Consider the following 13,936-nt stretch of genomic DNA (forward strand, 5'->3'; position numbering starts at 1 on the left):
CGTCGCGGATCCGCGCCGGGTCCTCGTCGTGCGGGTCGTCGTCGGTCACGACGACGACGTCGGCGTGCCGCGCGGCGACCTCGCCCATGATCGGGCGCTTCGTCCGGTCCCGTTCGCCCGTCGCGCCGAAGACCACGACGAGCCGTCCCCGCGGCGGGTCGACGGCCTCCAGCGCCCGGCGCAGGGCGTCCGGGTTGTGCGCGAAGTCCACGACGGCGATCGGCTCGGCGCCGATCAGCTGCATCCGCCCGGGCACGTCGGTGGTCAGCGGGTCGGACGCGTCGAGGACCCGCTGGACCTCGGCCGGGTCCGCCCCGGAGGCCAGGACCATCAGCACCGCCAGTGCGGCGTTGGCCACGTTGAAGTCCCCGGGCAGGCCGGTGGAGACCCGCAGCGTCCGGCCGTCCCGGTGCCGCAGCTCGAAGGAGTGCCCGATGCCGTGCCGGGCCGGGGCCGTCACGGTCCAGTCCGCGAGCTCTCCGGACACGGTGCCGTCCAGCGCGACCGTGTCCACGGCCTCGGCCCCGAGCTGCTCGCGGGCGTGGGCGGCCATGCGCGCGGCCCAGACGTCGTGCTCGTCCTGGACGACGACGACGGCGCGCCGGGTCCGCTCCCGGGTGAACAGCCGGGCCTTGACCGCGAAGTACTCCTCCATGCTCCCGTGCAGGTCGAGATGGTCCTGGGTCAGGTTGGTGAATCCGGCCACGTCGAAGCGCACGCCGTCCACGCGGTGGAACTGGAGGGCGTGGGAGGAGACCTCCATGGAGGCCGCCGTGATGCCGCGCTCCCGCATGAGGGCGAGCAGTGCGTGCACGTGGGGAGCCTCCGGGGTGGTGAGCCGGGAGGGGATGGGCTCCTCGCCGGCGAGGATCTCGATCGTCCCGATGAGGCCGGTGCGGTGGCCCAGGGCACGCAGCAGCGAGTTGGTGAAGTACGTCGTCGTCGTCTTGCCGTTCGTGCCCGTCACGGCGAACAGCGTGGGCGCCGTGCCGTCCTCGGGGCGGGAGTCGTAGACGCGGGCCGCGATGGCCCCGACGGCCCGGCGGGGATCCGGGGAGACGACCACGGGCAGCTCCACGCCCGCCCGGTCGAGGAGCTCTGCGCCCCGGGCGTCCGTGAGCACGGCGACCGCTCCGGCGCGGGCGGCGTCGGCGGCGAACTGGGCGCCGTGGGCTCGGGCGCCGGGCAGTGCCGCGTAGAGGTCGCCCGCCCGCAGCTGACGGGAGTCCAGGGAGACGCCGGTGACGTCGGCGGAACGGGCGGGGGCCGGTGCGTGCGCGAGGCGGGCCGTCTCCGCGAGGCTCAGCGGGCGGGGCCGGGCGGGGCGCATCGTCTGCGCGTCGTGTCCCTGCTGGGCTGTCGCGTCCATCAACGTCCTTCGTGATCTGGTGGCGGGTGGGGGGGCCCGCCGGGTGGGGGGCGGTCCCGGTCTGACCGGGACGGCGATACGGAAGTCTAGCCGCCCTCGTCGGCCGGGCGGGACGGGACCACCGCCTCCCGGGCCGCCGAGGCCTCCTGTCCCTCCCCGTCAGCCGTGGCCGCGCCCTCCTGCGCGGAGTCGTCCTCCTCCGCTCCGGGGGCCTCGACCTCCGGCGGGGCGTCCACAGCCGGGACGTCCTGCGTGCCCTCCGCGGTCCTCGGGTCGTCCGTGCCCTCGGGGTCGTCGGTGCGCAGGGGGATCTCGACCGGCTCCGTGGTCGAGGGCGGGACGTCGTAGTGGCGCAGCACCTGGCCCATGATCTTGCTGAAGGTCGCCGTCGTGCCGATGGTCCGCACGTCGCCCTTCGGCCGCTGGAGGGTCACGGCCACGAGGTACTGGGGGTCCTCGATCGGCGCGACCCCCACGAAGGAGGTCGTGTAGCCGTCGTAGCCGCCCTTGGGGCTGGGAGCCTCGGCCGTGCCGGTCTTGCCGCCCACGCGGTAGCCCTCGACGGCCGCGTCCTTGGCGCCGCCCTGGGTCACGGTCACCTCCATCATGTCGAGGACCTGCTCGGCGGTCTTCTCGGAGACGATCCGCTCCCCCTCGGGCCGCTCGGCCGGCGTGGTGGTGCCGTCGGGCTCGACGTAGGACTCCACCACGCGCGGCTCGACCTGGACCCCGCCGTTGGCGACGGCCTGGAAGATCGTGGCCGTGCGCAGCGGGGTCTGTGCCACGCCCTGGCCGAAGAGCACCGTGTACTGCTGGCGCACGTCCCACTGGTCGGCGCTGGTGAGGATCCCGGGCGACTCGCCGGGCAGCTCGACGCCCGTGCGCTCGCCGACCCCGAACCGCTTCATCCACTCGTGCCGCTGCTCCGGGGAGAGCTTGCCGCCGACCAGCACGGTGCCGGTGTTCATGGAGTCGGCGATGATCCCGGCGAACGTGCGCCGCTGCTCGCCGTGGTCGAAGGCGTCCGTGATCTTCTGCCCGTCGATCTCCAGGAAGGGCGGCACGGTGACCTCCGTCCGGGGGGTGGCGATCCCCTCCTCCACCGCCGCGGCGGCCGTGAGGATCTTCTGGGTGGAGCCGGGCTCCACGGCCTGGGTGACCGCGCGGGCGCCGAGGTCCGCGGGCTCCGCCGAGCCGATGTCGTTGGGGTCCACGGTCGAGGAGTCGGCCAGCGCCAGCACGGCCCCGTCCTCCACCCGCATCACCACCGCGGTGCCCCACTCGGCGTCGAGCTCCTCGGCCCGCTCGGTGACCGCCTGCTGGGCGATGAACTGCACGTCGCTGTCGATCGACAGCTGCACGGAGGTCCCGTCCACCACGGGGCTCTCCTCCTGCGGGGCCACGGGGATCCGCACGCCGTCGGCGCTGATCTCGAACGTGCGGCTGCCGTCCGTGCCCCGCAGCAGCTCGTCCTGGGTCTGCTCGATGCCGCCCAGGGCCTCGTCGTCGCCGCCCATGAAGCCGACGACGCTGCCGCCCACCGGTCCGTTGGGGTAGATGCGGTCGGAGGCGGGCTGACCGTAGACGTAGGGCAGGCCGAGCTCGCGCACCGTGTTCCACTGCTCCGGGGTGACGCCGCGCGCGACGTAGGCGAAGGGCTTGTCGCCGTCCAGCGACTCCTTGACCTCGGCGTCCTCGAGCTCGAGGGCGTCGGCGAGCCGGTACACGGCCTCCGTGGGGGTCACGGTCTCCGTGGTCCCGTCCGCCCGGGGCCGCTCGAACTCCCGCACCAGGGACTGGTCCACGGTCACGTCGTAGCGCTGGAGGGTCCGGGCCAGGACCTTGCCCGCGGTGTCGCGGATCTCGCCGCGCAGGGCGGGGACGACCTCGGTGCGGGAACGCTCCTGAGCCGCGGCCTCGGCCCGTCCGGCCGCGTCGAAGCCCTGCACCCACACCAGGCGCAGTCCCAGGACCACCAGCAGGGCGAGGACGAGGGCGACGCCGATGCGGCTGCGGCGGGTGCCCAGGGCATCCTCACCGGTCGGCGTCGTCGAACGTGCGCGTGCCACGTGGTTGCCTCGTTCCTGGTCAGGGGTGGGGGTGGTCCGGGGAGGTGCGTCGCCTCCGCGAGGAGGCCGCCGCCCCGGTCACTCCCCGGGCGTGCGCTGCGGCGGGGCCGGCAGGACGCCGTCCGCGACCCCGGGGGCCGACGCCGCCCGTCGTTGCCGCTCCTCGGCCTTCGCACGCTCCTCCGCGGCCTTCTCCCGCTCCCGCTCCGCGGCGCGGTCCGCGGCCTCGGACCCGGTCTGGTGGGCGTGGTCGACCAGGATCTCGTGGTTCTCCCGGGGCTGCGCCGGCTGGGGGTCGCCCTCCACCGTACCCTTCGTCAGGTCGACCGTGCCCGAGTCCTGGGCGGGGACCATGCCCAGGTCCGAGGCCATCACCGCGAGGTTCTGCGGGGCGTTGTAGAACTCCAGGTCCTGGGTGAGCGCCTCGTTCTGCTGGCTCAGGGCCTGCTCCTGGGCCCGCAGCTCCACGAGCCGGTACTGGCCGCCGGAGATCTGGATGTTCAGCACGAGGATGGAGGCCAGCGCGACCACGAGCGCGATCAGGCTGAGCACCACCGTGGAGAGCCTCCGCCGCCGGGCCTGGTTCGGCACGACCGACAGGGGCGCCCGTCCCGCGCCGGGCGCCTCGGCCGGACGGGACGCGGGGACCTCGAGCTGCCGGGCGGAGCTGCCCTCGACCGGAGGGCGCTGAGCGCGCCGGGCCGCCCAGGCCCCGATGCCGGTGCGGGACGCCGCCGGACGCGCCGGTCGTCGCTGGAGTCCGGTTGCGCTCATGCCTCGTACCTCGTCGTGTTCGGTGCTGTGTGCCGGATCGCCGGCCGGATGCGCTCGACCGCGCGCAGACGTGCGGACGCGGCTCGGGGGTTCTCGTCGATCTCGCGGGGCGTGGGGGTCTCGGTCCCGCGGGTGAGGATGCGCAGGGTGGGCTTGTGCTCCTCGAGCTCCACCGGGAAGCCCTTCGGCGCCGTGGAGGTCGCACCCCGGGCGAAGGCCTGTTTGACGATGCGGTCCTCGAGCGAGTGGTAGCTCATGGCCACGACGCGTCCGCCGACGCGGACGGAGTCCAGGGCGGCGGGGATCGCCCGGCGCAGGACGTCGAGCTCCTCGTTCACCTCGATGCGCAGCGCCTGGAAGGTCTGCTTCGCGGGGTGGCCCTTCCGGTGCTGCGCGCCCTGCGGGACGGCCGCGCGGACGACCTCCACGAGTTCCCCCGTGGTACGCAGCGGGGCCTGCGCGCGGCGCTCGACGACGGCACGGGCGATCCGGGCCGCGAACCGCTCCTCGCCCCAGTCGCGCAGGATCCGGCGCAGCTCGGCCTCGCTGTAGCCGTTGACCACGTCCTCGGCGGTGCGTGGGGCCGTGGAGTCCATGCGCATGTCGAGCGGGGCGTCGTAGGAGTAGGCGAAGCCGCGCTCCCGCTGGTCCAGCTGGAGGGACGAGACGCCCAGGTCGAAGAGCACCGCGTCGGCGTCGCCGAAACCCAGCTCCGCGAGCGCCTCGGGGATCCGGTCGTAGGTGGTGTGGACGGGGTGGAACCGGCCGGCGAACCGGGCGAGCCTGGCCCCGGCCAGTGCGTGCGCCTGGGGATCCCGGTCCACCGCCACCAGCTGCAGCCGGGGGAACCGGCGCAACAGCGCCTCGGAGTGCCCGCCCATGCCCAGCGTCGCGTCCACCGCCACGGCTCCGTCCTCGGCGAGCGCCGGTGCCATGAGTTCGAGGCAGCGCTCGAGCAGCACGGGGACGTGGAGCTGCTCGGCTGGGCGTTGCGCCATGGGCCCTCTCTTCGGCGGTCGGGGGGATCGGTGGGGTGGCCGGCGCCGTGGCGACGCCCGGGTGGACTGACGGGCCTTGCAGGATCAGAACCCCATCCGCTGACCGCCTCTCGAATCCGGCCTGGCTCAGGGGAAGTTGAGCCAGGACGGTGACGGCTGTGCGGCTGGAGATCTCATCCGGGAAGCGCCTCGCACGCTCCGCGGTCTGGTTCGCGGCTCTCGGTCAGAAGAGCCCGGGCACCACTTCTTCCTCGGTCTCGGAGAAGGCGGCCTCCTTCTCGCTCAGGTAGTCGTTCCAGGACTGCGCGTCCCAGATCTCCGCCCGAGAGCCCGCGCCGATGACCGCCAGCTCGCGGTCCAGCCCGGCGTACTCCCGCAACGGAGGCGGTATGGTGACGCGGCCCTGCTTGTCCGGAACCTCGTCCGAGGCGCCCGAGAGAAAGACACGGATGTAGTCCCGTGCCTGCTTCGAGGCCAGCGGAGCGGCCCGGAGCTGCTCGTGGACCCGCTCGAACTCACCGATGCTGAAGACGTAGAGGCACCGCTCCTGGCCTCGCGTCAGGACGAGTCCGTCAGCGAGCTCCTCCCGGTACTTCGCCGGCAGGATCAAGCGGCCCTTCTCGTCGAGACGGGGTGAGTACGTTCCGAGAAACATGCTCACCGCCTCTCCAGCCCGAGAGTTCTCCCAGATCCATCTCCGCGCCCCACTTTACTCCACTTCACTCCCCGGTCAACGAAACCGGGGCCGGGCCGCCCCGGCGTGGCGCGCCGCGGCACGCCCCGCGACGGCATCCGCGCTGGTCAGGGGCGGGGGCGAACCGGTGGGGTGGAGAGGAGCGCCGTGGAGCGGGGCGTGGGGCGGGTCATGGCCCGCGCGTGGCGGAGGGCCGCGGAGGACCGGGGGCGGCCTGCCGCAGGCCGCTCCGGACGGGGAACGGACGGCCCGGGGAGCGGAGTGGAGGCCCCGCGCCCGCTGCCGGGGAGGGCAGTGGAGCGGCCCGGCCCGCCGCCCGGGGAGGGCGGTGGAGCGGCCCGGCCCGCCGCCCGGGGAGGGCAGTGGAGCGGCCCGCCGCATCTCGAGCACGAAGAAGCTCCCCGGCGGTAGGCCGGGGAGCTGGTCGAATGCTGTGCTGTCGGAGGGCGCGCGGTGGTGGTCCTGTCGAGGCGTGCGGTGCGGAGCGGCCGGCTAGGGCTGACCGCCCTGCCCACCGGAGTTGCGCTGGTCCCAGCGTTGCTCGAGATTCTGCAGGAACGGCGAGGACCGTCGGGGCCCTCCCCCCTTGCCGGGTCCCCCTCCGGAGCCCGGTTTGCCGGAGCGCAGCGTCGCGACGTAGACGCCCGCCCCCATGACGAGGAAGCCCAGGACACCGATGAGGGTCAGTTTGGCCATGATCCCGGCGAGCAGGACGAGCAGGCCGACCACGGCGATCACGATTCCCAGGACGATGTTGCGGGTGGAGGCTCCCCGGACGGCACGTGACCCCATGCTCGTCACGAACCTCGGGTCGTCCGCGTTGAGCTGCTTCTCCAGCTGGGCCAGGAGCTGTTGCTCGTGCTCGGACAGTGGCACGGTATGCCTCCTCATCCTTCGGGTGCGGGGTCCCCGGCTGTTCCGGCGCCGCCTGCTACCAGGATAGCCCGTCGGGTGGGGGTTTGGCACCGCGCACACGGCTGTCAACAGGCTCGGAATTCCCTGCCCGATCCCGTGGTGCGGAGGGGAGCAGGCGCGCCGGGCCGAGGCGGTCGGCGCCGAATCGTGCGTGCACCCGGTCCATGGCTTCCTCGGCCGCGCTCCACTCCTCCTCGCGACCGTCGAGACTGAGCTGGAGGGCGTCCGTGGCGTGCTCCAGGCGCTCCGCCCTGATCCCGATCAGCCGCACGGCCTGGGGCCGGTCGCCGATCTCCGCGAGCAGACCGGCTCCGTGCTCGAGCAGGTCGTGGGCCGACGTGAACGGGTGGGCGAGGGTCCGCGAGCGCGAGATGGTCGTGAAGTCGGCGTAGCGCAGCTTGAGCCCCACGCGCCGCGAACGCAGTCCCTGGCGCCGCAGCCGGGACGCGGTCCGGTGGCTCAGCCGCAGCAGCGTGTCGTGGAGCACCTGCCCGTCCGTCACGTCCTCGGGGAACGTCTCCTCGGCGCCCACGCTCTTCTCCTCCCGAACCGGAACCACCGGCCGCGGATCGCGGCCGTGGGCCAGCTCGTGGAGGTGCAGGCCGGCGGCCTGTCCGACCAGGCGGGTGAGCTGCGGCAGCGGCGCGGCGGCGAGGTCCCCGACCGTGCGCAGTCCGGCACCGACGAGGGCCTCGGCCGTCCGGGCGCCCACGCCCCAGAGGGCCGAGACCGGCAGCTCCGCGAGGAAGGCGACGGTGTCCTCCGGCTGGACGAGCAGCAGTCCGTCGGGCTTCGACCGCGTGGAGGCGATCTTCGCGACGGTCTTGTTGACCCCGATCCCCACGGAGGCGGTCAGGCCGAGCTCTCCCTGCACCCGGGCGCGCAGCCGGCGGGCGATGCGCACCGGGGGGCCGAGCCGGCGGACCGCTCCCCCGACGTCGAGGAAGGCCTCGTCCACACTGATCTGCTCCACCCGGTCCGTGATCTCCCAGAACATCTCCATGACCCGGCGGGAGTAGGCGTCGTAGGCACCGCGGTGGGGCTCGAGGAGGACGGCCCTCGGGCACATGGCCCGTGCACGGGCCAGGGGCATGCCCGACCGGACGCCGTAGGCTCGGGCCTCGTAGGAGGCGGAGAGGACGACCGAGCGGTTGCCGGCGGCCGCGACGACGACCGGCCGCCCGCGCAGGTGCGGGGAGGCCAGCAGCTCGACTCCCACGTAGAACATGTCCATGTCCACGTGCATGACGGCGCAGGCCCGCCAGCGCGCCATCCGCTCACTCGACGTCTCCGTCACCGTGCCTCCGTCACCACGTCCTCCTCCTGCACCGGCACAGCATAGCCGCCACCCCCGACGTCCTCGGAGGGCCCCGACCGGGCCCCGATCGCACCCGCCCCCTTGGGTAGGGTGGAGCCGAGACGGCGGGGCCGGCCAGGTCCACCCGCCACCGCCTTCGAGACCGAGGTCGTCCGCCCATGACCCCCGCACCGCCACCGCACCGCCCCGGGGCGCCCGCCGGCACCGCGCCGAGCTCGGCCCCCGAGGACGCCTTCCGCGCCGAGGACGAGCTCTTCGTCCGCCGGCTGCACGCCGAGCTGGAGGTCTTCTTCGATGGTCAGCGGGAGCTCCTCTCCGGCATCTCGGCGGACACCCTTCCCCTGCTCGACGCCGTGGCCGAGCTCTCCGCGGGCGGCAAGCGAATGCGCGCGCGGCTGTGCTACTGGGGCTGGCGCGCCGCCGGAGGCGACCCCGAGGATCCGACGGCGGTCCGGGCGGGAGCGGCTCTCGAGCTCTTCCAGTCGGCAGCGCTGATCCACGACGACGTCATCGACCGCTCCGACACCCGCCGGGGCGCCCCCAGCGTCCACCGCCGCTTCGAGCACCTGCACGCCGCCCGGGGCTGGAGCCTCGACGGACCGGCCTTCGGCGTGGCCTCAGCGATCCTCTCGGGCGACCTGTGCCTGTCCTGGAGCGAGGCGCTGTTCGCCCGGGCCGCCTCGGCGGCGCCCGGGGCCGAACGCGCCCGGACGGTGTTCGACCTCATGCGCTCCGAGGTCATGGTCGGGCAGTACCTGGACGTGCACGGCGAGGTGGCCGGGGCGGGCCGGGACCGGGAGGGCGCCGTCCGGCGCGCCCTGGACGTGATCCGGTACAAGTCGGCCAAGTACTCCGTGGAGCACCCCGTGGTGCTCGGCGCCGCATTGGCCGGCGCGGCCGATCGCGACCTCGAGCGGTGCTCCGCGTTCGCGCTCCCCCTCGGCGAGGCCTTCCAGCTGCGCGACGACGTCCTGGGGGTCTTCGGCGACCCCGCCACGACGGGCAAGCCGGCGGGTGACGACCTGCGCGAGGGCAAGCGCACGGTGCTCGTCGGCTTCGTGCACCGGCTGGCCGGGGCGGACGACGCCGCCCGGCTCGAGGCGGCCCTGGGCCGGCCCGACCTCGACGAGGACGAGGTGGCCGGGCTCCGCGAGATCATCACGGACTGCGGCGCCCTGCGCTCCACCGAGGAGCTCATCGACTCCCTCAGCCGGGAGGCCTTCGCGGCCCTCGAGCGGGTCGCGGCCGAACCCGTGCCGATGGCCGCACTGCGGGCGCTCGCCGCGGCGGCGGTCCGGCGCTCCTCCTGAGCACCGGTGGCGCACCCGGGCGCGCCACCGGTGCTCAGCGGCCGGTCACCAGGCCAGCGCCTGCGCCCGTCGCCGGATCTCCGTCTTCCGCCCGTCCCGCAGCGCGTCCACCGGCCGGCCCGGCAGGGACTCGTCCGCCGTGAACAGCCACGTGATCGCCTCCACGTCCGAGAAGCCCGAGTCCCGCAGCACCGCCACCGTGCCCTTCAGCGAGTCGAGCACGGTGTGGCCGAGCAGGAACGCGGCGGGCACGCGGCGGACGTTGTCGTGGGGGCTGCGCACCGCGAGGAGGGCGCCCTCGTCGACGAGGCCGTGGACGCGGGTGACCACGACGCCCAGACGCTCGGCGACGTCGGGAAGGGGCAACCACTCCTGGACGAGCCCGTCCAGTCGGTCGAACTCCTCGGTGCTGATTCCGGATGTGTTCTTCACGCCCCCAGCGTGCCACGACCTCGGGTGACCGTGCCACGCGGGCACGCCACGGTATGCTCGACGGGCGGAGACCGCTGAGACCTCCGCGCCTTCCCCGATCAGCGTCAGAGAGTCCCTCCATGCCGTTCCCCCCAGACCACGACACGACCGATCCCGACGACGCGGCGCACAGCACCTCCTCCCCCCGCACGGACGGCCCGTCCGCGCCCGCCGGCTCCCCGGAGGAGCGATCCGCAGGCTGGGCCCGCCTGGCCCGCACGGGCTCCGCCGCGACCGCCGTCGCGGCGCTCGCCGCCATCGGCGGCGGGTCCATGGCCCAGGCCGCTCCCCCGCAGACCCCCCAGGTGGCCTCGGCGCCCGTGCTGATCGGCCAGCAGGGGCCCGAGGTCCCCGAGCACACCGTGTCGCGCGGCGACTCCCTGTGGGCGATCGCCCAGCGCCACGGCGTCGAGGTCGCCGACCTCATGCGCTGGAACGACCTCTCCGGGGCCGCGGTGCTGCACCCGGACCAGAAGCTGCGTCTGGCGGGGGCCGAGAAGACAGAGCGCCCCGGGGAGGCACCGGCCCCCGAGGAGCCGGGGCCCGCCCCGGAGCCCGCCCCGGAGGACTACGTCGTGCGGCCCGGGGACTCGCTGTGGAGCATCGCCCAGGCGCACGAGGTGTCCGTCCAGGAACTGCTGGAGGCCAACGACCTCACGGTCGGCTCCCTGCTGCGACCGGGCCAGGAGCTCGCCGTGGGGGGCCCCACGCTGCGGCCGGCCTCGGCAGCGGAGCCCGAGCCGGTGCCCGAGCCGGCCGCCCCGCCCGAGCCCGAGCCCGCAACGGAACCCCGCCCGGAGCGAGCGGTCGGCGACACGTTCCTGGGACGCACCTACGAGGACGCCGTGGTGGATTCCGCCAACCGCCACCACGCGGAGCTGGCGTCCCGCCCGGTCCCGTCCCGTGAGCAGATGCGGCAGATGGTCCGCGACACGGCCGAGCGGATGGGCGTGGATCCGGCCCTGGCCCTGGCCCACGCCCACCAGGAGTCGGGATTCGACCACCGGGCCGTCTCACCCGCCGACGCCGTGGGCACGATGCAGGTCATCCCCGACGCGGGGGCCTGGGCCTCCGCCATGGTGGGCCGCGAGCTGGACCTGATCGACCCCCAGGACAACGTCACGGCCGGGGTGGCGATCATCGGCCGGCTGGCGCGGTCCGCGGAGAACACCGACGAGGCCATCGCCGCGTACTACCAGGGCCTGCACGGGGTCCAGAAGTACGGCATGTACGAGGACACGAAGCGGTACGTCAAGAAGGTCAAGGCGCACCGCGAGTCCTTCTCCCGGTGAGGCGCGGCCCAGCGATCGCCCAGCACCGGGCCGTAGGCTGACGCCGTGCAGCACGCGCTCCCCGACCACCTGACCGGCACCCTGCTCGAGGGCCGCTACGAGCTCGGCCCGCGCATCGCCCGCGGGGGAACGGCGGCCGTGTACCGCGCCGAGGACACCCGGCTCCAGCGCGTGGTGGCCGTCAAGCTCATGCACCCGCACCTGGCCGAGGACCCGGCCGCCGCGGAGCGCTTCGTGCGGGAGGCCCGGGCCGCCGCCCGGCTGTCCCACCCCCATGTCGTCTCGGTGCTCGACCAGGGCCACGCGCCCGACGGGGTGCCGTACCTCGTCATGGAGCACGTGCACGGAGTCACGCTGCGCGACCGTCTGCGCCGCCGAGGCAGGCTCACCCCCCGGGAGGCGCTCCAGATCATGGAGCCGGTCCTGGACGGGCTGGCCGCGGCCCACCGCGCGGGGCTCGTCCACCGCGACGTCAAACCGGAGAACGTGCTGATCGCCGACACGGGCCGGGTGACGGTGGCGGACTTCGGTCTCACGCGCGCGGTCGACCAGCACACCGCCACCGGCACCGTGCTGGGCACCGTGGCCTACGCCGCCCCGGAGCTCGTGACCGGCCGGCCCGTGGACACCCGCGCGGACGTCTACTCGACCGGGATCGTGCTCTTCGAGCTGCTCACGGGACGCCGGCCCTTCACCGGCTCACCCGTGGCCGTGGCGCGGGCCCACGCCGAGGGCCGCGTCCCCGACCTCCGCTCCCTGGACCCCGGGGCACCGGCCGGGCTCGCGCGCCTCGTCGCCCGGGCCACGGCTCGGGAGCCCGAGCGGCGACCCGCGGACGCCGCACGGATGCTCGAGGAACTGCGCGCGGTGCGCGCGGGGATGCGCCCGGCGGAGCTCGACCGGCTCCACGGGGAGCACGGCCCGCCCACCGCCGCGCACCGACCGGCGGCGACGGAGGGCCTCCGGCCGGGCACGGCGCCGGGCGCCGCCGCGACGGAGGCACTGCGCCCGGACGCGACGCGCCCGCTCGCCGCGGACCCGGGCCGGCCCGGGGACCACCGGAGGACCGGCGCCCCTCGTGCAGCCCGACGCCCCGGCGGGTCCTCGGACCCCTGGCGGCCCCAGGTCGAGCTGCGTCCCGTCCGCCCGCTGCGCGCGGCCGTGACCGCGGCCCTCGGTGGGCTGGCCGTGGGGGCCTCGGCCTTCCTGGGCTGGCTCATCGGCACCGGACCGGGCTGACCGGGGAGGGCTGACCGGACCGGCCGAGCAGGACCGACCGGGACGTGCGGGCGGCCCCCGAAGAACCTCCCGCAGGGCTCCGGCGCTCAGCGGCGGGAGAGGTACCCCGCCACGAGGAACGCGATCTCCAGCGACTGCATGTGGTTGAGCCGCGGGTCGCACAGGGACTCGTAGCGGTCCACGAAGGACGCCTCGTCCACGGGGTCGGACCCGCCGAGGCACTCGGCCACGTCGTCACCGGTCATCTCCACGTGGATGCCCCCGGGGAAGGAGCCGATGGCCTCGTGCACCTCGAAGAAGCCGCGCACCTCGTCCACCACGTCGTCGAAGTTGCGGGTCTTGTACCCGGAGGGCAGGGACACGGTGTTGCCGTGCATCGGGTCGGTGACCCACACGACCTTCGCGCCCGAGCGCTCGACGGCCTCGACCAGGGGCGGCAGCTTCTCACGGATGTTCTTGGCGCCCATTCGCGTGATGAAGGTGAGCCGGCCGGGCTCCCGCTCCGGGTCCAGCTTGTCGATGAGGGCCAGGGCGTCGTCGCCGGTGGTCTTCGGCCCGAGCTTGACGCCGATCGGGTTGCGCAGCCGGGAGAGCAGGTCCACGTGGGCGCCGTCGAGCTCACGGGTGCGCTCACCGATCCACAGGAAGTGCCCCGAGGTGCCGTACGGCAAGTGGGTGCGGGAGTCGATCCGGCTGAGGGCCCGCTCGTAGTCCAGCAGCAGGGCCTCGTGACCGGCGTAGAACTCCGTGGTGCGCAGGGCGTCGAAGTCGGCGCCGCACGCGTCCATGAACTTCACGGCACGGTCGATCTCCCGCGCCAGGGACTCGTAGCGGGCGTGCGCCGGGTTCGTGGTGAAGCCCATGTTCCACGCGTGCACGAGTCGCAGGTCGGCGAAGCCGCCCGTGGTGAAGGCCCGGATGAGGTTCAGCGTGGAGGCGGAGGTGTGGTAGCCGCGCACCATGCGCCGGGGGTCGTGCGTCCGGGACTCCTCCGTGAAGTCGAACCCGTTGACCATCTCGCCGCGGAAGCTCGGCAGGGTCACGCCGTCGCGCGTCTCGTCGTTGGACGAGCGCGGCTTCGAGAACTGTCCCGCCATCCGGCCCATCTTCACGACCGGCATCGAGGCCCCGTAGGTGAGGACCACGGCCATCTGCAGGAGCGTCTTCACGCGGGCGCTGATCCGGTCGGCCGTGGCCCCCTCGAAGGTCTCGGCGCAGTCGCCGCCCTGCAGGAAGAAGGCCTGGCCGTTGGCGACCTCCCCCAGCCGGGAGCGCAGCTGGTCGACCTCCCCCGCGAAGACGAGCGGGGGGACCGCGTTGAGCTCGGCGATCGAGGACGTGAAGGCCGGGTGGTCGCGCCAGGTGGGCTGCTGGTCGGCGGCCAGGTCGCGCCAGTCGTCCAGCCCCGGGTAGTCGGCCGCGGAGGGCACGGGCGAGCCCAGGTTGCGGAGGCTGTCGGGAACGGTGTAGTCGAGCATGGTGTCTTC

General features: G+C 74.3%; 12 protein-coding genes. 3 read left to right on the plus strand and 9 right to left on the minus strand.

Annotated elements, in window-relative coordinates:
• From ACH9EU_RS15380 to dinB, 7 genes are all read right to left on the minus strand, one after another.
• On the minus strand, positions 1 to 1,369 hold a 1,369-nt coding region (locus tag ACH9EU_RS15380), incomplete at its 3' end, for a UDP-N-acetylmuramyl-tripeptide synthetase (protein WP_396414072.1).
• 86 nt (positions 1,370 to 1,455) lie between these two features.
• Positions 1,456 to 3,438 (minus strand): penicillin-binding transpeptidase domain-containing protein, encoded by a 1,983-nt coding sequence (locus ACH9EU_RS15385; RefSeq protein WP_396414071.1) that lies wholly within the window; start codon positions 3,436 to 3,438, stop codon positions 1,456 to 1,458.
• Between the two features lie 78 nt (positions 3,439 to 3,516).
• Positions 3,517 to 4,212: a hypothetical protein gene (locus tag ACH9EU_RS15390; RefSeq protein WP_396414070.1), complete on the minus strand. Its 696-nt coding sequence runs from the start codon at positions 4,210 to 4,212 to the stop codon at positions 3,517 to 3,519.
• The gene (gene rsmH, locus ACH9EU_RS15395; protein ID WP_396414069.1) at positions 4,209 to 5,210 is read right to left on the minus strand and encodes a 16S rRNA (cytosine(1402)-N(4))-methyltransferase RsmH; all 1,002 of its coding nucleotides are present in this window, start codon (positions 5,208 to 5,210) and stop codon (positions 4,209 to 4,211) included. The genes ACH9EU_RS15390 and rsmH overlap by 4 nt, the downstream gene beginning before the upstream one ends.
• Before the next feature lie 223 nt (positions 5,211 to 5,433).
• The gene (gene mraZ / locus ACH9EU_RS15400; protein ID WP_396414068.1) at positions 5,434 to 5,865 is read right to left on the minus strand and encodes a division/cell wall cluster transcriptional repressor MraZ; all 432 of its coding nucleotides are present in this window, start codon (positions 5,863 to 5,865) and stop codon (positions 5,434 to 5,436) included.
• Between the two features lie 531 nt (positions 5,866 to 6,396).
• Entirely contained in the window at positions 6,397 to 6,780 is a 384-nt protein-coding gene (locus ACH9EU_RS15405; protein ID WP_396414067.1) for a DUF3040 domain-containing protein, read from the minus strand.
• A 55-nt stretch (positions 6,781 to 6,835) separates the two neighbouring features.
• Entirely contained in the window at positions 6,836 to 8,092 is a 1,257-nt protein-coding gene (dinB, locus tag ACH9EU_RS15410; protein WP_396414073.1) for a DNA polymerase IV, read from the minus strand.
• Between the two features lie 203 nt (positions 8,093 to 8,295).
• Here dinB and ACH9EU_RS15415 point away from each other — a divergent pair, with 203 nt between their 5' ends.
• On the plus strand, positions 8,296 to 9,447 hold the full coding sequence (locus tag ACH9EU_RS15415) for a polyprenyl synthetase family protein (protein WP_396414066.1): 1,152 nt from the start codon (positions 8,296 to 8,298) through the stop codon (positions 9,445 to 9,447).
• A gap of 45 nt (positions 9,448 to 9,492) precedes the next feature.
• Here ACH9EU_RS15415 and ACH9EU_RS15420 read toward each other — a convergent pair whose 3' ends face one another.
• Positions 9,493 to 9,879, minus strand: a complete 387-nt coding sequence (locus ACH9EU_RS15420) for an Rv2175c family DNA-binding protein (protein WP_396414065.1) — start codon at positions 9,877 to 9,879, stop codon at positions 9,493 to 9,495.
• Between the two features lie 119 nt (positions 9,880 to 9,998).
• Here ACH9EU_RS15420 and ACH9EU_RS15425 point away from each other — a divergent pair, with 119 nt between their 5' ends.
• Both ACH9EU_RS15425 and ACH9EU_RS15430 read left to right on the plus strand, forming a co-directional pair.
• Positions 9,999 to 11,210, plus strand: coding sequence for a LysM peptidoglycan-binding domain-containing protein (locus ACH9EU_RS15425; RefSeq protein WP_396414064.1), 1,212 nt, complete (start codon positions 9,999 to 10,001; stop codon positions 11,208 to 11,210).
• Positions 11,211 to 11,255: 45 nt separating this feature from the next.
• Positions 11,256 to 12,449 (plus strand): protein kinase domain-containing protein, encoded by a 1,194-nt coding sequence (locus tag ACH9EU_RS15430; protein ID WP_396414063.1) that lies wholly within the window; start codon positions 11,256 to 11,258, stop codon positions 12,447 to 12,449.
• Between the two features lie 86 nt (positions 12,450 to 12,535).
• Here the strand turns inward: ACH9EU_RS15430 and ACH9EU_RS15435 are convergent, their stop codons facing one another.
• Positions 12,536 to 13,927, minus strand: a complete 1,392-nt coding sequence (locus ACH9EU_RS15435) for a class II 3-deoxy-7-phosphoheptulonate synthase (protein ID WP_396414062.1) — start codon at positions 13,925 to 13,927, stop codon at positions 12,536 to 12,538.
• Positions 13,928 to 13,936: the final 9 nt, after the last annotated feature.

Source organism: Kocuria rhizosphaerae (assembly GCF_044462265.1).
Lineage (GTDB): Bacteria > Actinomycetota > Actinomycetes > Actinomycetales > Micrococcaceae > Kocuria > Kocuria rhizosphaerae.

Bases quoted from the DNA above. Each gene is read 5' to 3' on its own strand.
- mraZ (WP_396414068.1), bottom strand. From the start codon at position 5,865: ATGTTTCTCGGAACGTACTCACCCCGTCTCGACGAGAAGGGCCGCTTG.
- ACH9EU_RS15435 (WP_396414062.1), bottom strand. From the start codon at position 13,927: ATGCTCGACTACACCGTTCCCGACAGCCTCCGCAACCTGGGCTCGCCC.
- dinB (WP_396414073.1), bottom strand. From the start codon at position 8,092: ATGGCGCGCTGGCGGGCCTGCGCCGTCATGCACGTGGACATGGACATG.
- rsmH (WP_396414069.1), bottom strand. From the start codon at position 5,210: ATGGCGCAACGCCCAGCCGAGCAGCTCCACGTCCCCGTGCTGCTCGAG.
- ACH9EU_RS15425 (WP_396414064.1), top strand. From the start codon at position 9,999: ATGCCGTTCCCCCCAGACCACGACACGACCGATCCCGACGACGCGGCG.
- ACH9EU_RS15415 (WP_396414066.1), top strand. From the start codon at position 8,296: ATGACCCCCGCACCGCCACCGCACCGCCCCGGGGCGCCCGCCGGCACC.
- ACH9EU_RS15390 (WP_396414070.1), bottom strand. From the start codon at position 4,212: ATGAGCGCAACCGGACTCCAGCGACGACCGGCGCGTCCGGCGGCGTCC.